The following is a 20,887-nucleotide window of genomic DNA, read 5'->3' on the forward strand; positions in this document are numbered from 1 at the left end:
GGATACAGAGTGTTGAATTGGTTTGAAAGGATGTCGTACATGAGTAAAACAGTTGTACTGGCAGAAAAGCCTTCGGTTGGACGCGACATTGCCAAAGTATTGCAGTGTCACAAAAAAGGAAACGGCTTTTTTGAAGGAGATAAATATATTGTGACATGGGCGCTCGGGCATTTGGTCACTCTCGCTGATCCAGAAGCGTACGGGCAGCAATTCAGCTCGTGGCGAATCGAGGATTTGCCGATTATGCCGTCCCCGTTGCGCTTGGTCGTGATCAAGGAAAGCAACAAGCAATTCCAGGTCGTCAAACAACAAATGAGACGCAATGATGTCGGGCAGATCGTCATTGCGACGGATGCAGGGCGTGAAGGAGAACTCGTTGCTCGGTGGATTCTTGAGCTGGTTCACGTGAATAAACCAATTAAGCGCCTGTGGATTTCCTCGGTGACAGATAAGGCAATCCGCGAAGGCTTCCGCAATCTGAAGGACGGCAAAAACTATGAAAACTTGTTTGCCTCCGCCGCTGCTCGTGCAGAAGCAGACTGGCTCGTAGGAATCAATGCCACCCGCGCCTTGACGTGCAAGCATAACGCCCAGCTCTCTTGCGGCCGTGTCCAGACGCCAACACTCGCTATTGTGGCAACGCGAGAAGAGGAGATTCGACGCTTTACGCCCAAGCCATTTTACGGGCTGTCTGCGGTGGCCCAAGGTCCGATTCAGCTCCAATGGCAGGATCAGCAAACAAAGGATTTCAAAACATTTTCCAAGGAAAAGGCTGATCAGCTAATAGCCGCTCTCAAACAGGAGAAAAGTGCTGAAATCATTGAGGTTACTCGTGCACACAAAAAGACGTATGCTCCACAGCTGTACGATTTGACGGAGCTGCAACGGGATGCCAACCGGATGTTTGGCTATTCGCCAAAGCAGACGCTGTCCATCATGCAAGGGCTGTATGAGCATCACAAGGCAGTGACGTACCCACGAACGGACTCTCGCTATCTCTCTGCTGATATCGTCGAGACGCTGCCGGATCGAATCAAGGCTGTCCAAATGAAGCCATATGCGCCCCTCGCCGCCAGAATCCTGCGTGCGCCGATCAAAGCAAGCAAATCGTTCGTGGATGACAGCAAAGTATCGGACCACCATGCGATTATCCCGACGGAGCAAGCTGTTTTTCTCGGTGATTTGAGCGATAAGGAACGCAAGATTTTCGACCTCATCGTGAAGCGCTTCCTGGCCGTTTTGCTGCCTGCTTTCGAATACGAGCAAACAACCATCCAGGCGAAAATCGGGAATGAAACGTTCCTGGCAAAAGGAAAAACCGTGCTCTCCCAAGGCTGGAGAGAGGCGTATGACCACGATGTGGAAGAAGACGATGCGAAGGACGGCGTAAAGGAACAAATCCTGCCTTCTCTTGCCAAAGGAGATCGCCTGCAAATCCAGTCGATATCACAGACCAAGGGCGAGACGAAGCCGCCAGAGCCATTTACAGAAGCGAGTCTGCTGTCTGCGATGGAAAACCCGGCGAAATACATGGCGAACGAGAGCAAGGATTTGATCAAAACGATTGGGGAAACAGGCGGACTAGGTACGGTAGCAACCCGCGCGGATGTGATCGAGAAGCTGTTCAACAGCTTTTTGCTAGAGAAGCGCGGCAAGCATATTTTTGTCACCGCAAAAGCCAAGCAATTGCTAGAGCTCGTCCCAGATGAAATGCAGTCGCCGACCTTGACCGCCCAATGGGAGCAAAAGCTCGGTGCCATCGCTAAGGGAAGCTTGAACAAGCGAGCGTTTATCGAAGAGATGAAAACGTACGCCAAAGAAGTCGTCCAACAGATCAAGAACAGCGATCAGACTTTCCGGCACGACAACCTGACCAGAAGCAGGTGCCCGGAGTGCAATAAGTTTTTGCTGGAGGTAAACGGGAAGCGCGGCAAAATGCAGGTGTGCCAGGATCGGGAATGCGGCTATCGCAAAAGCATTGCCAAGCAGACCAATGCCAGATGTCCAAAATGCCACAAAAGATTGGAGCTGCGCGGAGAAGGGGAAGGACAAACCTTTGTCTGTGCTTGTGGGCACAAGGAAAAATTGAAAACCTTCCAGGAGCGTCGCGATAAGGAAAAGGGCAGCAAGGTTTCGAAGAAAGAAGTAGCCAAGTATTTGAAGGGGCAAGACAAGGAGCAGGACGAAGGAATCAACTCAGCGTTGAAAGACGCACTGTCCAAATTAAAGTTCGACTAAAGAGGCATGAAACAAAAGCGTGAAACAAAAGGCGGCCGACCATTCAAGTCAGCCGCCTCTTTCTATTTACTTTTTCTCCAGCACAGCAAAGTAATTTTCTTCATCGTCTGCGAAGTTAAAGACGCGGCCAGAAGGCATCGTAACAATGTCTCCAACCTTCACATTTTTATTCATGAGGTCGTTACGCAATTCCTCGATATTTTCCGAAAAGAGCAGAAGCGAAGGAGTGCCAAGATTCATTCCGGGCGACATTTTCGCAACGAATTCCTTATTGTGCAGAACGATGCTTGTTTCAGCGCCTTGTGCGGGAGCAATTTCAATCCATCTCATTTCACCGTTCTTCTCTTCTGAAACAACGCGGAACCCTAGTTTTTCGGTCCAAAAGTTCACTGCTTGATCCTGATTATTGACATACAACATGATTTGACCGACTTTGCTAATCATCATGGACATTTTCCACTCCCTACATGGTAGTTAAAAACCGACGTTCCCAATCCTTTCCCATCCCGACGGTATCGGATACCCGATGCCAACGGACGTGGTCTAGCTTGTCTTCATCATAGCATGAATAATCAGACAAGATTTCTTTTCGATTGCGCATTTTAGAAAAAGGAATTGCATTTGGTGAAACAGGAGCATATACTCACAATTAAAAGTGAGTAATCACTCGCTAATCAAAAAAGGTTTTCTCGAGCCTGGTTCTGTGGCTTGTTTTTTTCTCATAAAAAGAAAGTGATTACTCACTCTATTATGTAAGTAGGGGGAAGCGTCTATGAAACCAGTTGTTCGCTCCATCTGTATCGGGGGACTGTTACTGGCATTGTCGGGGTGCAATTGGACATCCGAAAATCATCCGTCTTTGTCCGGCACAATCGAGGCCATCGAGCTGCCAATCGTAGCTGAAGTAGGCGGATTGGTGACAAACATTACGGCAGAAGAGGGAAGTGCGGTAAAAAAAGGACAAGTGCTGGCCCAAATCGATAAACGAAGCTACCAAATTACTGTAGCAGAAGCACAGGCAGCACTGGACCAAGCGACAGCGAGACTAGAAGAAGCGAAGGCTGGTTCACGCGACACGACGATCCAAAGAAGCATGGCTAACGTCCAGCAGGCCAATGCGAACATCCAACTGGCACAAGCGCGAAAAAATCAGGCGGAAGCGGGAAAAGCACGTGCTGCTGAGCAGATGACACAGGCAGAATCGCAATGGCAGGGGGCGCAGCAGACCCTCTTGTATCAACAAAAAAGGCTCGAGGAAGCAACAGCGCTCTACGAAAAAGGAGCGATCTCTGCCAAAGACCTCGACACGCAAAAAGAAGCAGTGAACCAGGCAAAAACGCAGGCAGATCAATGGGCGGCACAAGTAGCACAGGTACAGGCACAGTACCGTTCTGCACAAGAAGACATCGCTGCTGCTGCTGCCCAAATCGGTACAGCACAAGCCGCGCAAGCCGGAGCGCAGGCGGATCTCGATCAGGTGAAGGAAGGAAGTACCGATTACGCGATTCGAGCACTGCTCGCCACCCAGCAGCAGGCGAAAGCGAAACTGGATCAAGCCTTATTGCAGCTGGAAAAATCCAAGATTACGGCAACAGACGATGGGACTCTCTTGCGCTCCTCTATCGAACAGGGGGAAGTAGCCAAAACAGGCGCTACCTTGTTTACGATGATGAAGACGGATCAGCTCGAGCTTGTCGTGTACATCCCGGAAGCACAATTGAATCGGGTGAAAAAAGGGCAGGAGGTTGGCATCAAGGTGGATGCCTATCCGGAAGAGACGTTTACGGGAACGATCAGTCGCATCTCGGAAAAAGCAGAGTTCACGCCGAAAAATGTACAGACGGCGGATGAACGCACCAAGCTTGTGTTCGCTGTTACGATTCACATCACAGATGGACTCGACAAAATCAAACCAGGTATGCCTGCCGATGTGCTGCTGGCAGACAAGGAGGGAGGTCAATGAACGCTGCTATCCAATGCGAGCAGTTGACGAAGCGTTTCGGAGATCGAGTAGCCGTGAACAGTTTGACGCTGACAGTTCCGAGAGGTTCGATTTACGGTTTTTTGGGTCCGAATGGCTCTGGGAAATCGACGACAATCCGAATGCTTTGCGGTTTGCTGACCCCGACGACGGGGAAGGGGACGGTACTTGGCTTCGATGTCATGACACAGAGTGAGGAAATTAAGCAACGGATCGGGTATATGTCGCAAAAGTTCAGCCTGTATGAAGATTTGACGGTGGAAGAGAATCTCGATTTTTATGCCGGGGTTTATCGATTAGGTGCAGCAGAACGCAAGGAGCGGAAAGCAGAACTGATTGAGATGGCAGGCCTCACAGGCAGGGAAAAGCAGCTTGCGGGTTCGCTGTCAGGGGGATGGAAGCAACGCCTCGCGCTCTCCTGCGCTCTTTTGCACAAGCCGGAGCTGTTGATTTTGGACGAACCGACAGCAGGAGTCGATCCTGTTTCCCGCCGGATTTTTTGGGACGTGATTCATGAGCTGGCGAAACAGGGGATCACGGTACTGGTGACCACACACTACATGGATGAGGCGCAGACATGCGATTGGATCGGCTTTATCTTTTTCGGCAATCTGCTGGCGGAAGGCACTCCACAAGCTTTGATTGATCGTATGGGAGCAGGCAATCTGGAGGATGTCTTCATCGATCTGGTTAGGCAGGAGGAAGCCAGACAGGCGGCGGAGGAGGGAGTCCGATGAGGCATTTTGTCTGGGAGCGTTACTGGTCTGTCGTGAAGAAGGAAGTCATCCAAATCAAGCGGGATCGTCCCAGTCTGGCGATTGCATTGGTCATGCCGCTGATGCTGTTGTTTTTGTTCGGATATGCGGTCAATACAGACGTCAATGACATCCAGATGGCAGTCTGGAATCAAAGCCCTTCTGCTGCCAGTCGAGAGCTGGTGGATCAGTTCGTCAATACGCGTGTATTCGAGGTGGCAGCCCATGTAAGTGGCTACGAGGAGATCGAAGCCATGCTGGATGATGGCTCCGTAAATGTAGCGCTCATTATCGGGCCGGACTACACCCGCAAGCGTGATCGCAACGAGCCGGTAGACGTGCAAATGCTGATTAATGGCTCCGACCCGAATATCGCCCGGACTGCCACCTCTCAAGCCCAGTTGATCGTCCAACATCAAGCGATCACGTTGCAGGAAATAAAGCTGCAAAAACAAGGCTTGGGGGAGCTGGAACAACCACTCGGCTTGGATACACGCGTGCTGTTTAACCCCAATATGGAGAGTATTGTCTTCAATATTCCCGGCTTGATCGGCTTGATTATGCAAAACGTCACGATGATTCTGACGGCGTTTTCCCTCGTACGTGAAAAGGAGCGGGGAACGATGGAGCAGTTAATCGTGACTCCGATACGCCCATTGGAGCTGATGCTCGGTAAAATTACCCCATATGTAGGCGTAGGTCTCTTTTCGTTTTGTCTGGTGCTATTGGTCGGAACGTATTGGTTCGGGGTCCCGGTCAAAGGCAGCATTTCGCTTCTGGTGACGTTGTCTGTCTTGTTTTTGGTGACGACACTTCTCTTGGGCATTTTCATTTCTACAGTGGCAAAGACCCAGCTTCAAGCGATGCAAATGGCATTCGCCTTTATCCTGCCTAGCGTGCTTCTCTCCGGCTTTATGTTCCCGCGCGATTCGATGCCGCTCGTGATACAATGGTTAGGCGGGCTCGTCCCGTTGACCTATTTTCTGGAAATCCTGCGGGGAATTTTCTTAAAGGGCGTGGACATCGCTGCGCTCTGGAAGGATGTCGTCGGAATGAGCAGCTTCTGTCTCTTGATCCTGACCGTCGCTATCCTGCGATTCCGCAAGAAGATCGAATAAGAGGAGCGTAATGGGTGATGAACAAGCCGCCAACATTTGTAGAAGGCCTGTTGCAATATGTAGAAGAGTTGAAAGACGAGAGTGAGATGACGGAGAAGCAGCGCAATATTTTGCGTGCATCAGTGAAGCTGTTCGCCGAAAAAGGCTTTCATGCCAGCTCCACCTCTGAAATTGCGAAAGAAGCAGGAGTGGCAGAGGGAACGATTTTTCGCCACTACAAATCGAAAAAGGATATTTTACTTGCCGTCGTAGCACCTGTGTTGGTCAAATTCGCGGCGCCGTTTATCTTGAAAGATGTGCGTGAGATCTTCAAAGAGCAGAATAAAAAAACATTCTCCCAAATCGTGACAGAGCTGTACCGAAACCGGATCGACCTGGTGCTGGCGAATGAAAAGCATATTCGCATTTTGCTGCAAGAAGCGTTTTTTCATGACGAAATCAGGGAAGCACTGATTGCTACGGTTTTCACGGGTGTGAAGGAGATGGCAAATAAGCTGATCGAGGCAAAGGTAGAGGTAGGCGAACTGCGTCCACTCCCGACACAGGCTGTCTTTCGGGCGATCCTGTCCTCGATGATCGGGCTCGTTCTGTTCCGGCAAGTTTTGGATACCGATGAATTTACGCAGTTTAGCGACGATGAGCAAATCGCCCTGACCGTAGATATTTTGCTAAACGGGATTGGAAATCACTCTATCTAAAAATTTTTATCGATAAGTGAACATTTTCTCTCTTTTTGGGTATAGAAATCCCTTCTGGGAATGGTATAATTGCAAACAACTTTTTGCTGTTTTTTTGGAGGAGAGTATACCATGCAATTGTTATCAGAGAGAGAATGGCTCGCGTACCGAGAGAAAAACAAAGATCGTGCGCGCATGCTGATTTCTTGCCCGGATCGTGCGGGTATCGTCGCGGCGGTGTCGAACTTCTTGTTCCAACAAGGAGCCAACATCGTTCAGTCTGACCAGTACACGACCGATCCGGAAACAGGCCGGTTTTTCATGCGCATTGAATTCGATCTCATCAATCTGGACGAGCGCTGTGAAGAGATCAAGCAAGCATTCAGCCCTGTAGCCGAGAGCTTTGGCATGGAATGGTCGTTGGTCGAAGCGAACAAGCGCAAAAAGGTCGCGTTGTTTGTTTCCAAAGAAGATCACTGTCTTTTGGAGCTCTTGTGGCGCTGGAAGTCCGGGGAGCTGTTCGCGGATATCGCGGTTGTCGTCAGCAACCATCCTGACATGCAGGAGACTGTCGAGTCCTTCGGTATTCCGTATCGGTGTATTCCCGTCACGAAGGATAACAAGCCACAGGCAGAAGAGGAGCAGATTGCAGCAGCAGAGGGCGTTGATCTGATCGTTCTGGCTCGCTACATGCAGATTTTGTCCCCGCGCTTTTTGGAGGACTATGCGATGCGGATTATCAATATCCACCATTCCTTCCTCCCAGCGTTTGTCGGTGCGAAGCCTTACGAGCAGGCGTATCGCCGCGGCGTGAAGCTGATCGGAGCGACTGCGCACTACGTCACGGAAGAGCTGGACGCAGGGCCGATTATCGAGCAAGACGTTCAGCGTGTATCGCATCAGGAAGACGTCGAGGCATTGAAGCAGCTGGGACGTCAGGTAGAGCGTACGGTGCTGGCACGTGCAGTTCGTTGGCATCTGGAGGATCGGGTGCTGGTGTACGGCAATAAAACAATTGTGTTCCCATAAGCATTGCGTGTTATGAAGAGGCTATTCCTTTGAGGAAAAGCCTCTTTTTTTGCATGTTTTCTGGGAGAAGGCTACACTCAAGAAGACCTCTCACGCTTTACCAACTCCAGAAACTGAGCGACAACAGGCCGCTGCTCTGTCTCACCGTCACGCGTGCAGACATACAAGGGACGCTTAATCTCGACCCCTGGCACGGTTACTCGACCGACCTCTCCACGCTCTACCATTTCCCTAACGGCCAGAGCAGGAGCCAACATCGTCCCATATCCCGCCCGGACGGAGTGGATAGACTCGACCAGACCATGATACTGCATACCGACCTGTGGACGTTTCACCCCATGCTCGCGACAGAGGGCAAAAAGCCAATCGCGGGTAGAACTGCCTTGCTCCCGCAACAAAAATGGTTCCTCTACGAGCTGCTCCATACGGATCTCTTTTCCTGCAAGCGGATGATGGGCGGGCAAAATAAACCAATAGGATACATCCATCAAATGAAGCCGCTTGATAGGCAGCTCATCCCACGATTCCTTGATAATGACGGCCACATCGACCTCGCAGCCAAGAAGCAGTTCAATGGATTGCATGGAATTACGCGTGCGAATTTCCACATCGACTCCTTCATAATCGCGCTTGTACTGAGCCAGCCACTGTGGCACGAGATAATGGGAGGGGAGATAGGTAGAAGCAATCCTTAGCCGTCCTTTCTTTCCTTGTTTGATTTCTGTCAGCTGTGATTCGATTTCGCGTTCCCAGTCGTAAATGCGGCGTGCTTTTTCAAAAAGAAAGCGCCCTTCGTAGGTGAGAGAAATGCCGCGACCATTCGGGATGAGCAAGGTCATGCCCAATTCACTTTCGAGCTTGCGGATTTGGGCACTTACGGCAGGCTGGCTGATCGAGAGTGCGATTGCTGCTTCGGTGACACTGCCTCGTGACGCTACTTCTACGAAAATGCGGAGTGCATGTAAGTTCATCCTGTACCTCGATTCATAACTTTTGTTTATGAGTGATAGATAAAGATGTATTAGAAATGATGAGTGATTGCGCGTAAGGTATAGCTCAGAAAGAAAGAAAACGAGTAGAGAGAAGGATCAGGAGATGAGAGAAGTCAGTGGAAAGACACAAGTCGTGGCAGTCGCACTGGTGACAGCATTATGCATGATAGGAGATTCGATGCTGTATGTGGTGCTTCCTCTTTTCTGGAAGGAGGCGGGATTAACATCACTATGGGAAGTGGGGGTATTGCTTGCAGTGAACCGCTTCATCCGTGTACCACTCGGCCCTCTTGTTGGAAAATGGTATGAGCGCTCGGGCGGACGAATGGGTTTGATTGTGGCAGTGGCGTTGGCTTTTCTGACGACACTTTCGTACAGCTTGGAAGGCTTTTGGCTGTGGCTTATGATGCGATGCTTATGGGGAGTGGCTTGGACATTTTTAAGGCTGGGTGCGTATTCCTTGATCGTGACCGTTTCCGAAGGGCACAATCGCGGGCAGCTCATGGGCTTGTACAACGGACTGTATCGATTGGGCAGTCTTGGCGGCATGCTGGTCGGAGCGCTGCTGGCCTCTTGGTACGGGCTTTCTGTTGCCTCCATCGTACTTGCGGTGCCTTCTTTGTTTGCATTCATTCTTGTTTTTCGCTATATACGCCCTTCCTTTACCAGTCAGCATCCGACAGACGTGAAGCACATGGATACAGGAAAACGCTTGTGGAATCAGGCGCAGGTGCTGATGACGATGGCGACGGCATTGCTCGTCACGATGGTGTACCAGGGGGTGTTTACCTCCACGCTAAGCAGAGTGATCGAAGTACGCGAACCGCTTATCATGATTGGCGGAGTCGTGCTGGGGGCAGCGGTGATTGCTAGTGTAATCCAAGCCATTCGCTGGGGGTGGGAGCCGTGGGCTGCCCCGTTTGTAGGGAAATTGTCGGACAGGCATGGCCGGACGAATCTATTTATCGGGACGTTGCTAGTCGCCTCCGTTCTGTTTGCCTCGTTGCAGACAACGTCTTCGCTTGTGCTATGGTTTGCGATTTTATTCGGCATCCAGCTGACCGCGACGATTATCACGACCGTGCTGGATACCCTTGCGGCAGATGAAGCTGCGAGACAGGACAACAGCCAAGTGGTAATGACACAGTATTCAGTCATGAGTGATCTTGGCGCGGCGTTGGGGCCGCTCCTTGCTTTCTGGCTGGATGAACACGTAGGTCTGGGGCCGATGTACATCGGAATAGCGATGATCTTGCTGCTGGTTGGTCTTGTATGGCTGTGGCGACCAAAGCGGATCAAGATGGAAAGCGCTTCTTAATAGTTGTCATGACGTGAGCAATGGCTGCCTCCTTGTCAGGACCGTGCAGCAGCATATGGTTCGAATGCTCGTACCAGGTGATTTGCGGGGAGGCAGCTTCGTCCACGCTGGTTGCGAGTATTTGTGCGCTCACGGCGTGTACAGTATCGTCTCGCCTTGCTTGCAGCAGGACGTAAGGGGTCGTAATTTGAGGCAAAAGCGGCTTCGTTTCTGCCAACAGCCTGCGAAATTGCAGCATGCTGCTAAAAGGGATTCTGCCGATGCCATGTATGTAGCGTTTGGAGTGGGTGGAGAAATCTTCACGCAAATAGTGCATCGCCTCTTTGACATCCCAATATTTATAAGGGGTGTTGATGGTAATCAGCAGGGCGACGGGGTATTTCGTCGTCAAGTGAAAGGCGAGCAGTCCCCCCATGGAAAATCCGATTACCACGATGGTGTCAGCGCGCATGGACAGTCGCTTGTAGCCTTCTTCTGCCGAGCGTAGCCAGTCGTGGCGGGTGCTTTTTGCCATGTGACGACGAGTAGTCCCATGTCCCTCCAAGGTAGGGCATTCCACTTGATAGCCAGCCTCGCGGAGCTTTTTGGCGAGTGGGAGTATATCGTTGATGTCTCCGGCAAATCCATGGATGAGTAAGCAACCGACTGTTCCTGACATGGAATCTCTTCCTCTCAGATACTGGGAAATTTGATGGATCATCCATATTATATACGAAAAGGTGAGGAGGAGGCGACCGCGCAAGTGTGCCCACACCAAGCAAAAAAAGGAAAGAAAAAGCGACTTCACGCAGCTGCGATGAAGTCGGCTATTCACTAACGGGGTTCTGTTCCTGAAAAATAGGTTACAGTCCAATGGTTTTCAGTTCTGGAGAGATAAGTAGCGTAGGTTGCGTGCAGGCTTGGATATCTTCCGCTGTATAGCCTTCTGCTACTTCGACGAGGACGAGCCCGTCTGGTGTCACGTCCATGACAGCTCTGTCCGTAATGATACGGTTTACAACCTTCTTGCCGGTAAGTGGCAGAGCACATTCATTCAAGATTTTTGTCTCACCATGCTTGTTGACATGATCCATGATGACGACGATTTTTTTCGCGCCGTGGACGAGATCCATGGCACCGCCCATGCCCTTGACCATTTTGCCAGGAATCATCCAGTTTGCGAGATCACCCGCAGCCGAAACCTCCATCGCCCCCAAAATAGCGAGGTCGATATGGCCGCCGCGAATCATCGCAAACGATTCAGCACTGGAGAAGTAGGCCGCACCTGGAATAGCCGTAACGGTTTCTTTTCCGGCGTTGATCAGATCAGGATCGAGGTTTTCCTCCGTCGGGTAAGGGCCAATTCCGAGCAAGCCGTTTTCCGATTGCAGAACGACCGTTTTTCCTTCCGGGATGTAGTTGGCGACGAGCGTGGGCATTCCAATCCCCAAGTTTACGTAAAAGCCATCTTCTATTTCCCCGGCGGCACGAGTGGCGATTTGCTCACGTGTAAGCGACATCTGTGTTTTCCTCCCTTGAATGTAATCCGGTTCTCTCTTTTTTTGCTTACGAGCGGACAGTGCGTCGTTCGATGCGTTTTTCGAACGAAGGTGCCTGTATCACACGTTGCACATAGACACTTGGTGTGTGAATATGCTCAGGGTCCAGTTCACCTGTCTCTACGATTTCTTCCACCTCGACGATGGTGATTTTTCCGGCTGCTGCCATCATCGGATTGAAGTTTTGGGCTGTTTTACGGAAGACGAGATTGCCCATCTTGTCAGCCTTCCACGCCTTGATCAGTGCGAAATCACCCGTAATGCCATACTCAAGCAGGTACTCTTTCCCTGCGAAATCGCGCGTTTCCCGTCCTTCAGCGATAGGTGTGCCGACTCCAGCTGGGGTATAGAATGCCGGAATGCCAGCTCCGCCTGCGCGAATTCTCTCCGCCAGCGTCCCTTGTGGCGTCAACTCGACTTCGAGCTCACCGGACAAAAATTGACGTTCGAATTCCTTATTTTCTCCCACATAAGAGGAGACCATTTTTTTGATTTGCTTTTCACGTAAAAGGAGACCGAGTCCCCAATCATCTACCCCGCAGTTATTTGAGACGACTGTCAAGTTTTTCACTGCTTTGTCCCGCAGGGCGATAATCAGATTCTCCGGAATTCCTACCAGTCCGAAGCCGCCCACTAATAAAGTGGCACCATCGTGAATATCAGCCACGATGTCCGTGTAAGAAGTGTAAATTTTGGCCATGACGATCACTCCCAGCATGAAAAAATAAAGGATTTGTGTAAGCGCTAACAATAGGGGCGATGCAGTTGCCCCGTTTCCCTGCCCTTCTATCATACTAGATACGAGTTACAAACAAGTGACGAGACATTTGGATTATAAAAAATAATGTAAAATGACAGAAAAGTAGTACAACTATACCATTTTTTTCTGTAAAATATATTTTGTCAATATTTGTTGTTTCTTTGTCAGTATAGGAAGATTCAGTGAGAAATGTGGGGTTGCAGGAATGAAAAATACGAATAAATGGATAAGTCTCACGGTTGTGGTCCTGCTGCTCGTCGGGTGCGAAAAGCTAAATGAGGGTGTTGAAGGTCTGAAACGAACGAAAGAAGAAGATACTGTCATCACGGTGAAAACAGTAAGTGCGTATACGGTGGAGAATGGCCAGAATGAGCGGCTGATGGAAGTGGCAGGTGTAGTGGCACCGCGTCAGGAGCTGGCTTTATCGTTTGGCGCCTCGGGCAAAATTTCAGGCATTCTCGTTGAAAAAGGAGCCACTGTCAAGGCGGGGCAGACGTTGGCGACATTAGATGGAACAGCCTTGCAGCAAGGGATTCATGCAGCCCAAGGACAGGTGGCAAGTGCTGCGATCAAGCGGGAAAAGGCCGCCAAGGGACCGGAGAGTCATGAGGTGCAGACCCAGAAGCTGCAGGTAGAAAAAGCGAGAGAACAGATGCAAAAAGCTCGCGATGAGCTCACCAAAGCGGAGGTTCTGTATGCGAATGGAGCCATCTCGAAAGATGAAAAAGACAAGCTCGCATCGGCACTGCGACAGACCGAGCTGAGTCTGGAAGAAGAACAAGTGGCGTACAACAACCTGCTGAAGGGCGCCGATCCACTGGATATCGAAGAAGCGAATGCAAGTGTCCAGCAGGCCAACGTTCAATTGAGCCGGGCGAAGCAGGAAGCGGCTGATGCGGTGATCAAAGCTCCGTTTACAGGTGTGGTTGCAGCGATCTCCAAGACAGAATCGGAGCAAGCTGGACCAGGGACAGAGGTCATTCGGATGGTCGATACGAGCTCCTGGCTTGTCAAGCTGCAGGTAGAAAGGGAGCAAATCGCCCATTGGCAGGCAGGTAAAGTGGTAAAGGTGAAAGCTCCGGACGGCAGTGAAGCAGAAGGAAAAGTGACGTTTGTCTCACCTGTTGTGGATGCCAGCTTGGGGTCTTATCCAGTCGAGGTGACCGTAGACGGCAAGAATGTAGCATGGAAGGGTGGCATGACTGTCACTTGTCAGTACCCGCTGCCAGCGTCAAAGGTTGCGCTTGTTCCTGTTAGCAGCATCGGTGTCTCTGATGAAGAATATTACGTTATGAAAATCAATGAAAATTCAGTGGAAAAGACGTTTGTCAAAGTGGGGGCATTGCAAGGAACCTTCTATGAGGTAGTGGAAGGTCTCGTGCCTGGTGACCAGATTGTTGCTGCAGGCTTGTCGTATGTAGTGGATGGTGAGGCGGTGAAGGTGGCGGATGAATAACAAGACATTTTTATCGATTGTCCCCTCCTTCGCCCGCATCCTGGCGGTCATTTGCTGTCTGCTTGCGGCAGGAGCTTGGTTCGGGCTGGATATCAAGACTTTTCCGGATCGGTCTGTACCTGAATATACAATCAGTCTCTCAGCACCCAAACACTCCTCTGCGGAAGTAGACGAATCGGTCGCGAGAAAAGTAGAGGAATCGGTACGTTCATTGGGCAGTGTGCTTACGATTGCTTCCGAATCTCGGACGGGGTCGGCGGTTATTACTGTAAAAACATCGGAACAAATCGGTTCGGATTACAAGGAACGGTTGGAAAAGAAGCTGGGAGAAATCACGAAGCAGCTGCCCGTGCAGGAATGGAGCGTCAGTCAAAGCAATCTGGCAGATAGCAAAATTGGCTTTTATGTCCTGTACGGCACGGACTTGCAGACTTTGTCTGACGTTGCCCAAAATATCGTCTACGACAAACTGATCAATCTGCCAGGAATCGCTCGCATCGAAATGGACAAGCAAGCCTTGAAGGAGCAGGTAGATATCATTTTCCGACCGTCTATGCTACTCGCCTACGGGCTCACACCTGCTGATGTTCTGTCACAACTGCCGACAGATGTGGTTGGGGAAGAGGTAGGCTCTGTTGGAGCGGATAAGGATCGAACCATGATTCAATGGACGAGTAAATCGGAAGGGCTGCAAGATCTGGGGAAGCACTTGATCTCCACCGATAAAGGATACGTGCCACTAAATACGTTGGCTGATCTCCGTGATCGACGCGGGAGCAAAGGCGAACAAATCGGGATGTATCGAGGCTCGCCTGCATTAGGAATCACGGTGTACGCAGCAGATGTCGGGCAGTTGCCTGTAATCAGCAAGCAAGTAAAGGAAGCGGTTGGAGAGTTGAATCAGGCTTCAGGCGGCAAGTACCGCCTCGATTTGTTCCGTGACGATGCGCAGACCATCACGGCTGCGTTGAGACAGCTTGGAGCACTGGCTGCTCTAACCGCTGTCATCTGTTCGCTCTTTTTGTACCTGACCCGCAAACAATGGGCAGGGGCTGTACTCGCGCTTTTGGCAAACGTACTTGCGGTCGGCAGTATACTTGGAGGCATGTGGCTTTGGGGAATCCCATTGACGCTCTCCACGCTTGGACCACTCGTGCTGTTTTCGCTATTGTTCACAGGAGCGGGCTCTGCGTTGTTTCATCAGTTTTCTCGATTGCCCTCGTATTCGTTTGTTCGTTGCTTGCAAGTGGCGTGGGGTTTGATGAAGCCGTTTTTGCTCACGGTTGTGGTAGTGGCAGCCTGTTGGACAGGTGTCGTTTTCACTGATTTCCTCAAGGCAGAAGATAAGGTTGTCTTGTACGATGCTTGGCCAGTTCTTTTGCTGGGGACGTTAGCTCTTATTCTTATCTATGGATTGATCACGCCAGTACTGACAGGAACGTGGCTGGAAGCTTCCGAACGAGTAGAGAAGAAAACACCACGGGCCTCCAATAAAGTGACAAGTTATTTTCAAGATCGCTGGGAGAGATTGGTGGAACAAGGCTATTTGCCTTATGGAATCACACTGGTTGCCTCGCTTGTCTTTGTCTTTTTGCTCAAGTCGTTTATTCTTGTAGATCCGTACGCCAAGCTTGATTATGGGGACAAGTCGCTTTCATTGCCAATGGTGCAGGGAAGCAGCATCGATGAGGCCATGCGGGCAGCACAAATAGCCGAGGAGCGTTTGCTCGCCATTGACGAAGTCCGAGATGTCTATACGATTGCCTCCGAAGAAAATCTGAGCTTTCAACTAAAGCTCGTGGACAAATACGATTGGACACAATCAGTCTCAGAGCTGGAAAAAGTACTGGACAAAGAGCTGCGAGATATTCCTCAGACAGACCCGTTTGCGCTGGTCATTAATACAGATAAGGCAACGCGTCTCGTCTTGACGATCATGGGGCCATCCCTGCAAACGACGCAGAACATTGCCAATGAAGTCCTGGCATTCATGGAAAAACAGAGTGCAAAGGATAAAGAGGGGCGAGAGCTGGTAACAGATGAACGAATCGGTCCGGGTGCAGAGGGGACCTTTATCGACATTCGTCCGAAACAAGAGATGCTGGCACGCTACCGGATTACGCAAGAGGAGATCAAGAGACAGCTGGAGAGCTATTTGGGAGAGAAAACAGCTGGCAGTGTCTATTGGAATGAGCGTCAGGTACCTATCCACGTCCGATTCCCTGACGGGTGGATGGACTATCCGGATCAAGTGAAAAATATTTTGATTCGAACCTCACAAGGTACGGTGCGACTATCTGAGCTGGTAGATTGGTCGATCGGCAGCGAGCCGCCCATTTATCAACGGGAAGACGGACTGTATGTTTTCAAGGTAAGCAGTGCCGTCTCAGACCCAAGTCGAATTGAGTTGTGGTCTTACATCATACCATATTCCATGCAAGAAAAGGTGACGATGCCCGAAGGCTATACGGTATATAACGACGATGAGCTGAAGAAATTGGAGGAGAAAAAGCTCAACAAGGTTGATTGGAGCAGCCGGTTCTTGACGATTGGCAGTCTGGCTGCCCTCGTACTTATCATGAGCCTGCTTTTGCAACGCAGAACACGCGATGGATTATTTGTCCTCATTCTCTTGCCAGTCTTGTCTGGAGGATTTGCGCTGGGATTGCTGTGGTTGGATCGACCCATGAACGTTATGAGCTTCTATGGAATGGTTGCTGCCATTGCCGTTATCGTTTTGCAGGCACTTCTTGCGGTGGATGAGCTGTACAAGGCCCAAGCCGAACAGGAGCGTGTTTGGGACGGTATCAAGCTGGGGGCCAAACGCACCATGGTCAATCAAGCAGGGATGTATTTGGCGCTCGCGTTAGCCAGCCTTCCGTTAGCTGGGGGCTTGGGTACTGGGAATGACTCGTTTGCGTCCTTTGCCAGCGTATTGTTGTTTGGCATTCTAATGGGGGCTTTTGCTTCAATGGCACTTCTTCCTGGCATGCAATATGCAGCTGTGCAAAGACAGGCTGCCCATTCTGAGATGTCCTTGCCGATTCTCGCACGTCATTTGCGGATTTGGTGGGAAAACAACCAAGTGCGTCGCCGCGATATCAAAGAAAGAAAACGGGAACAGGCCCGCTCACAAAAAACAGGGCAAGCTGAAGCCGCGAACCATGATTCCCGGGAGTATGTGCCTGTACAAGAGGACTTCCTGCCTCTTTCTTCTTCTACACATGACGCCAACCGCTAAACAGGTTGGCGTTTTTCTGTTTCAATCGTTCACGTAGCTGTAACCGACTAACCAGGTATGCGTCATGGTAAGATAGGAAAGAGAATCGAAAGCAGGGGGTAGCAAACACGTGCGTCGATATCGAAAAGTATGGGATTACTTGCTTTTGATTGCCATTCTGCTCGGGTTGTTCATTTCTTCTTCACAGCCATACGCCAAGCAAGACATGCGAGGGACGATAGACAAGCTAGTGGATGAACAGAGCTTGCAGGACCGTATAGGCGACATATCGATTCCTTATGGAGGCAAGGATGTGAGCTTGGAAGAAAAGGGAGCGGCTGGTTTTATTGAGTTCTTGTTACGGAAAGGGACACACTTTACTGTTTTTGCTCTCTTGGCTTTTAGCTGGTATCGCGTGTTTTCGCAGCATCTCTCATTCGGGCAAGCACTGCCCTGGAGCGCTTTTTGCAGTGTGATGACGGCTGTTTTGGATGAATGGCACCAGACGTTTACACCGGATCGAACTGGAATGGTGCAGGATGTTTTGCTCGATGCATCTGGATCTGTCACCATGTTGTTGATAATTGCTCTCAATTACCTGTATTCACGAAGAGCATATCGTTATAAAATGTAGGGAGCCTATCCATCCTATGAAGGAGAGAAGGCTGTGAATGAATGATTGGAGAGTGGATTATATCGTGGTAGAAAAAAAGAATGTCCTTGTACTGAACTGCGGAAGTTCTTCGGTGAAGTACAAGCTGTATGAAATGCCTTCCAAAACATTGATCGCGCATGATTATTTGGAGCAAATTCAGCGGGACCAATATGAAGATACTATTCGGGGAGTGTTTGAATCCCTCAAACAATATTCGATAGATATCGTTTCCCATCGTGTTGTCCACGGAGGGGAAGCATTTAAGCAGTCCGTTATTATCAATGACCAAGTAAAAGACGAAATTCGCAGCCTGTCCCGTTTCGCCCCGCTTCATAACCCCATTAACCTGACCGGGATTGAAGTTGCTCAAAGTCTGTTTCCTGATTTAAATCACGTCGCTGTTTTCGATACAGCATTCCACCAAACCATGCCACCATCCTCTTATTTGTACGCACTGCCTTATGAATACTACGAACAATACGGAATTCGCAAATACGGTTTCCATGGAACGTCTCACCGCTATGTAATGGGTCGTGCAGCAGAAATGATGGGTCGCCCGAAAGAGCAGCTTCGCCTGATCAGCTGCCACATCGGAAGCGGAGTAAGTATCACAGCGATCCGAAATGGTGAATCGTATGATACGTCGATGGGTATGACACCGTTGGCTGGTTTGTCCATGGGTACGCGCAGCGGAAACATTGATCCAGGTATCATCCCGTATATTGAAGAAATCGAAAAGACCGATACGGCTGGCGCTATTAAGATTCTGAATAACAAGAGCGGTCTCATGGGCGTATCAGGTGTATCCAATGATTTGCGCGACGTTATGAAAAAAGCAGAAGAGGGACATCTCCGCAGCAAACTTGCCCTGGAATTATTTACTACCATTCTGCATAAGCATGTGGGACTGTACCTTGCTCGACTGAATGGAGTCGACGGCATTATCTTTACGGCAGGTGTTGGAGAGAATAGTGCTGCCGTGCGTGATTTGGTGTGCTCTGGTCTGGAATTTGCCGGGGTAAACCTGGATCGTGAGGTAAACCGCACCAGCAAAGGTGAGGCATTCATCAGCACCAAATACTCTCCGGTAAAAGTCATGGTAATCCCGACAAATGAAGAACTTGTAATGGCAATGGATGCATTCGAACTGGGACATAACTAGCCTGGAGTGTGCACCTAGAAAGAATAGGCTTTTCAGTATTGGAATTTCTCTGCTATACTAAGAGAATGAGGCTTCTGGTTTGAGGTTCTCACCATTTTTCTGAAAAAATAAAAGGAGTGCAAACTGGATGGCAGTACAAGTGGGAAGCATCATCGAAGGAAAAGTGACAGCGATTAAACCGTTTGGGATGTTCGTAGCAGTCAGCGAAACGGAGCAGGGGCTGGTCCACATTTCCCAAGTAGCAAACGGTTTTGTTAAGGATATCAATGATCACTTTACCGTGGGAGCACAAGTAAAGGTAAAAGTACTCTCCATTGATGATGCAGGTAAAATCTCGCTTTCGGTTCGCGCAGCACTCCCAGCGCCTGAGCGTCCGGAACGTGAAGAGCGCCGTGGCGGTGGATATCGTGGAGGCGACCGCGGAGGGAATGCAAAACGAGATAGCGGAGCTTCTTTCGAAGACAAAATGAAAAAATGGTTGAAGCACAGCGAAGAGAACCTTGCGACAATCAACAAAAAGAACGCAAAACGCGGCTACTAAGCCTTGCGATAACTAAGAAGGACGGGATCAGCTCCCGTCCTTTTTTGCGTTTCCTATTCGAGAGGATTCCCCTCTTTTTCCCAGTATTCAATCCCTCCGAGCATTTCTTTCACTCGAAAGCCGAGAGCAGCTAGTTTCGCGCAAGCCTTTGCAGCACCGTTGCAGTTCGGCCCCCAGCAGTAGACGACCAGGAGCTTGGTCGGGTCCAGAGCAGCCGTCGTTTCAGTGGAAATAAGCGAATGGGGGAGATTCAGAGCACCGGGAACGTGACCATCCCGATACGCTTTCTCGCTGCGAGCATCCAGGATGTAGAAGCCTTCCACACGGTTTTGGATGTCATTCCATACATCAGCTACATCTGTCTCGAGAGAAAGCTTGTCGAGAAAATGAGTGCGGGCTACTTCAGGTGACGCGGCGGGTGTTTGCAAAACATGGGACATATCCAATCCTCCTCGTTACTTGTGATGGTGATGTACAAAGCATAGCATTGAAGCAATCATCACAGTTATCTATACTATTTAATAAGGATCATTACTGATTTCTATGGGAGGAAGCGGGATGGATCTGGTCTATTTACATACTTTTCGCGAAGTAGCCCGGTATGGGAGCTTTACACGGGCAGCAGAAGAACTGGGCTATGCTCAACCGACGGTAACGGCCCAAATGCAAAAGCTGGAGCAGTCGTATGGAGCCCCGCTATTTGAAAGATACGGACGCAAGCTGCGACTGACGCAAGCAGGTGAAGCCTTGCTGCCGTACGCTCGGGAATTGATTCGTCTGTATGGGGAATCTAAAGAAGTGATCAAGCAACAGACGACAGGTCCGATTGCGATTGGAACGATCGATACACTGGCGGCGTTCTTTCTGCCGCCGTATTTGCAGGCTTTTTGTCAGCAATACCCTCAGGTTGATTTGGTATTGCGGACGGCGGGGGAAGCAGAAATTGTGCAACAGATCAGGGATGGTTATCTCGATTTCGGGATCATTTTCGATCGCCCTTGTACAGACCCTGAGTTAGTCACCCACGTCATTCGCGAGGAAGAATTGGTGATCGTCATGCCACCCGCACATCGTTTTACAACAGCAACTGCACTCACTGTCCATGATTTGGGCGGAGAGCCGCTTGTATTGACCGAAGAAGGCTGTACGTATCGGGGGATGCTGCTGGAGGCCTTTGGAGAGGCTGGGATGGCTCAGCGAATCGCCTGTCAGTTCAGCAATCCGGAAGCGATCAAGCAGTGTGTACGCTGTGGCTTGGGGGTGGCTTTGCTGCCGCCCATGGCGGTCAAGAGAGAGCTCGCAGAAGGGGTGCTCACAGCTATCCCATTTCAGTCGGATAAGCCGCCGTTTTCCATTCAGCTTGTCTATCATAAAAAGAAATGGCTATCACCTTCGATGGTGACGCTTGTGGATACGATTACGAGATCACAGAGAGAGGAATCGTGAG

Annotated in this window: 19 protein-coding genes; 13 read left to right on the plus strand and 6 right to left on the minus strand. The window is 50.2% G+C overall.

Features of this window, described 5'->3' with window-relative positions:
• Positions 1–39: 39 nt before the first annotated feature.
• Positions 40–2,238, plus strand: a complete 2,199-nt coding sequence (locus EL268_RS04250; protein WP_106656194.1) for a DNA topoisomerase III — start codon at positions 40–42, stop codon at positions 2,236–2,238.
• 66 nt (positions 2,239–2,304) lie between these two features.
• On the opposite strand, the gene EL268_RS04255 is transcribed toward EL268_RS04250, so the two are convergent.
• Positions 2,305–2,682 carry a VOC family protein gene (locus tag EL268_RS04255; protein ID WP_173617000.1) on the minus strand — a complete coding sequence of 126 codons (378 nt, stop codon included), beginning with the start codon at positions 2,680–2,682 and terminating at the stop codon, positions 2,305–2,307.
• Between the two features lie 328 nt (positions 2,683–3,010).
• Here EL268_RS04255 and EL268_RS04260 point away from each other — a divergent pair, with 328 nt between their 5' ends.
• The 5 genes from EL268_RS04260 to purU all read left to right on the plus strand — a co-directional run bounded on the left by EL268_RS04260 (position 3,011) and on the right by purU (position 7,798).
• Positions 3,011–4,201, plus strand: a complete 1,191-nt coding sequence (locus EL268_RS04260) for an HlyD family secretion protein (RefSeq protein ID WP_106656195.1) — start codon at positions 3,011–3,013, stop codon at positions 4,199–4,201.
• On the plus strand, positions 4,198–4,956 hold the full coding sequence (locus tag EL268_RS04265; RefSeq protein ID WP_106656196.1) for an ABC transporter ATP-binding protein: 759 nt from the start codon (positions 4,198–4,200) through the stop codon (positions 4,954–4,956). The genes EL268_RS04260 and EL268_RS04265 overlap by 4 nt, the downstream gene beginning before the upstream one ends.
• Positions 4,953–6,092, plus strand: coding sequence for an ABC transporter permease (locus EL268_RS04270; RefSeq protein WP_106656197.1), 1,140 nt, complete (start codon positions 4,953–4,955; stop codon positions 6,090–6,092). Before EL268_RS04265 ends, EL268_RS04270 begins: the two co-directional genes overlap by 4 nt.
• Positions 6,093–6,109: 17 nt before the next feature.
• Positions 6,110–6,790 (plus strand): TetR/AcrR family transcriptional regulator, encoded by a 681-nt coding sequence (locus EL268_RS04275; protein WP_007728114.1) that lies wholly within the window; start codon positions 6,110–6,112, stop codon positions 6,788–6,790.
• A 111-nt stretch (positions 6,791–6,901) separates the two neighbouring features.
• Positions 6,902–7,798: a formyltetrahydrofolate deformylase gene (gene purU / locus EL268_RS04280; RefSeq protein WP_056492164.1), complete on the plus strand. Its 897-nt coding sequence runs from the start codon at positions 6,902–6,904 to the stop codon at positions 7,796–7,798.
• A 77-nt stretch (positions 7,799–7,875) separates the two neighbouring features.
• Here the strand turns inward: purU and EL268_RS04285 are convergent, their stop codons facing one another.
• Positions 7,876–8,769: a LysR family transcriptional regulator gene (locus EL268_RS04285; protein ID WP_106656198.1), complete on the minus strand. Its 894-nt coding sequence runs from the start codon at positions 8,767–8,769 to the stop codon at positions 7,876–7,878.
• A gap of 124 nt (positions 8,770–8,893) precedes the next feature.
• On the opposite strand from EL268_RS04285, the gene EL268_RS04290 reads away from it, so the two are divergent.
• Positions 8,894–10,108: an MFS transporter gene (locus EL268_RS04290; protein WP_106656199.1), complete on the plus strand. Its 1,215-nt coding sequence runs from the start codon at positions 8,894–8,896 to the stop codon at positions 10,106–10,108.
• Here EL268_RS04290 and EL268_RS04295 read toward each other — a convergent pair.
• The 3 genes from EL268_RS04295 to EL268_RS04305 form a co-directional block, all read right to left on the minus strand.
• Positions 10,086–10,850 carry an alpha/beta hydrolase gene (locus EL268_RS04295; protein WP_106656200.1) on the minus strand — a complete coding sequence of 255 codons (765 nt, stop codon included), beginning with the start codon at positions 10,848–10,850 and terminating at the stop codon, positions 10,086–10,088. The genes EL268_RS04290 and EL268_RS04295 overlap by 23 nt on opposite strands.
• Before the next feature lie 100 nt (positions 10,851–10,950).
• On the minus strand, positions 10,951–11,607 hold the full coding sequence (locus EL268_RS04300) for a CoA transferase subunit B (RefSeq protein WP_048034676.1): 657 nt from the start codon (positions 11,605–11,607) through the stop codon (positions 10,951–10,953).
• Positions 11,608–11,653: 46 nt separating this feature from the next.
• Positions 11,654–12,346 (minus strand): CoA transferase subunit A, encoded by a 693-nt coding sequence (locus tag EL268_RS04305; RefSeq protein ID WP_015893185.1) that lies wholly within the window; start codon positions 12,344–12,346, stop codon positions 11,654–11,656.
• A 265-nt stretch (positions 12,347–12,611) separates the two neighbouring features.
• Between EL268_RS04305 and EL268_RS04310 the strand changes: the two genes are divergently transcribed.
• The 5 genes from EL268_RS04310 (at position 12,612) to EL268_RS04330 (ending at position 19,440) form a co-directional block, all read left to right on the plus strand.
• A complete protein-coding gene (locus tag EL268_RS04310) occupies positions 12,612–13,862 on the plus strand; it encodes an efflux RND transporter periplasmic adaptor subunit (RefSeq protein WP_106656201.1) in 1,251 nt (416 codons plus the stop codon).
• Positions 13,855–17,103, plus strand: a complete 3,249-nt coding sequence (locus EL268_RS04315) for an efflux RND transporter permease subunit (protein WP_106656202.1) — start codon at positions 13,855–13,857, stop codon at positions 17,101–17,103. The genes EL268_RS04310 and EL268_RS04315 overlap by 8 nt, the downstream gene beginning before the upstream one ends.
• 109 nt (positions 17,104–17,212) lie before the next feature.
• Complete coding sequence (locus tag EL268_RS04320) at positions 17,213–17,716, plus strand: VanZ family protein (RefSeq protein ID WP_106656203.1); 504 nt, start codon at positions 17,213–17,215, stop codon at positions 17,714–17,716.
• 64 nt (positions 17,717–17,780) lie between these two features.
• Positions 17,781–18,899, plus strand: coding sequence for an acetate/propionate family kinase (locus EL268_RS04325; protein WP_106656301.1), 1,119 nt, complete (start codon positions 17,781–17,783; stop codon positions 18,897–18,899).
• A gap of 127 nt (positions 18,900–19,026) precedes the next feature.
• Entirely contained in the window at positions 19,027–19,440 is a 414-nt protein-coding gene (locus tag EL268_RS04330; RefSeq protein WP_047073233.1) for a S1 RNA-binding domain-containing protein, read from the plus strand.
• 53 nt (positions 19,441–19,493) lie between these two features.
• Here the strand turns inward: EL268_RS04330 and EL268_RS04335 are convergent, their stop codons facing one another.
• Complete coding sequence (locus EL268_RS04335) at positions 19,494–19,880, minus strand: rhodanese-like domain-containing protein (protein ID WP_106656204.1); 387 nt, start codon at positions 19,878–19,880, stop codon at positions 19,494–19,496.
• A gap of 118 nt (positions 19,881–19,998) precedes the next feature.
• Between EL268_RS04335 and EL268_RS04340 the strand changes: the two genes are divergently transcribed.
• Complete coding sequence (locus EL268_RS04340; protein WP_106656205.1) at positions 19,999–20,886, plus strand: LysR family transcriptional regulator; 888 nt, start codon at positions 19,999–20,001, stop codon at positions 20,884–20,886.
• Position 20,887 lies beyond the last annotated feature (1 nt).

It is taken from the genome of Brevibacillus brevis (assembly GCF_900637055.1).
In the GTDB taxonomy this organism is placed as follows: Bacteria; Bacillota; Bacilli; order Brevibacillales; family Brevibacillaceae; genus Brevibacillus; species Brevibacillus brevis.

Excerpts from the sequence above, each read along its gene's own strand:
- purU (WP_056492164.1), top strand. The coding sequence starts at position 6,902 with ATGCAATTGTTATCAGAGAGAGAATGGCTCGCGTACCGAGAGAAAAAC.
- EL268_RS04315 (WP_106656202.1), top strand. The coding sequence starts at position 13,855 with ATGAATAACAAGACATTTTTATCGATTGTCCCCTCCTTCGCCCGCATC.
- EL268_RS04335 (WP_106656204.1), bottom strand. The coding sequence starts at position 19,880 with ATGTCCCATGTTTTGCAAACACCCGCCGCGTCACCTGAAGTAGCCCGC.
- EL268_RS04330 (WP_047073233.1), top strand. The coding sequence starts at position 19,027 with ATGGCAGTACAAGTGGGAAGCATCATCGAAGGAAAAGTGACAGCGATT.
- EL268_RS04305 (WP_015893185.1), bottom strand. The coding sequence starts at position 12,346 with ATGGCCAAAATTTACACTTCTTACACGGACATCGTGGCTGATATTCAC.
- EL268_RS04255 (WP_173617000.1), bottom strand. The coding sequence starts at position 2,682 with ATGATTAGCAAAGTCGGTCAAATCATGTTGTATGTCAATAATCAGGAT.
- EL268_RS04265 (WP_106656196.1), top strand. The coding sequence starts at position 4,198 with ATGAACGCTGCTATCCAATGCGAGCAGTTGACGAAGCGTTTCGGAGAT.
- EL268_RS04260 (WP_106656195.1), top strand. The coding sequence starts at position 3,011 with ATGAAACCAGTTGTTCGCTCCATCTGTATCGGGGGACTGTTACTGGCA.
- EL268_RS04300 (WP_048034676.1), bottom strand. The coding sequence starts at position 11,607 with ATGTCGCTTACACGTGAGCAAATCGCCACTCGTGCCGCCGGGGAAATA.
- EL268_RS04290 (WP_106656199.1), top strand. The coding sequence starts at position 8,894 with ATGAGAGAAGTCAGTGGAAAGACACAAGTCGTGGCAGTCGCACTGGTG.
- EL268_RS04285 (WP_106656198.1), bottom strand. The coding sequence starts at position 8,769 with ATGAACTTACATGCACTCCGCATTTTCGTAGAAGTAGCGTCACGAGGC.
- EL268_RS04310 (WP_106656201.1), top strand. The coding sequence starts at position 12,612 with ATGAAAAATACGAATAAATGGATAAGTCTCACGGTTGTGGTCCTGCTG.
- EL268_RS04270 (WP_106656197.1), top strand. The coding sequence starts at position 4,953 with ATGAGGCATTTTGTCTGGGAGCGTTACTGGTCTGTCGTGAAGAAGGAA.
- EL268_RS04275 (WP_007728114.1), top strand. The coding sequence starts at position 6,110 with ATGAACAAGCCGCCAACATTTGTAGAAGGCCTGTTGCAATATGTAGAA.
- EL268_RS04250 (WP_106656194.1), top strand. The coding sequence starts at position 40 with ATGAGTAAAACAGTTGTACTGGCAGAAAAGCCTTCGGTTGGACGCGAC.
- EL268_RS04340 (WP_106656205.1), top strand. The coding sequence starts at position 19,999 with ATGGATCTGGTCTATTTACATACTTTTCGCGAAGTAGCCCGGTATGGG.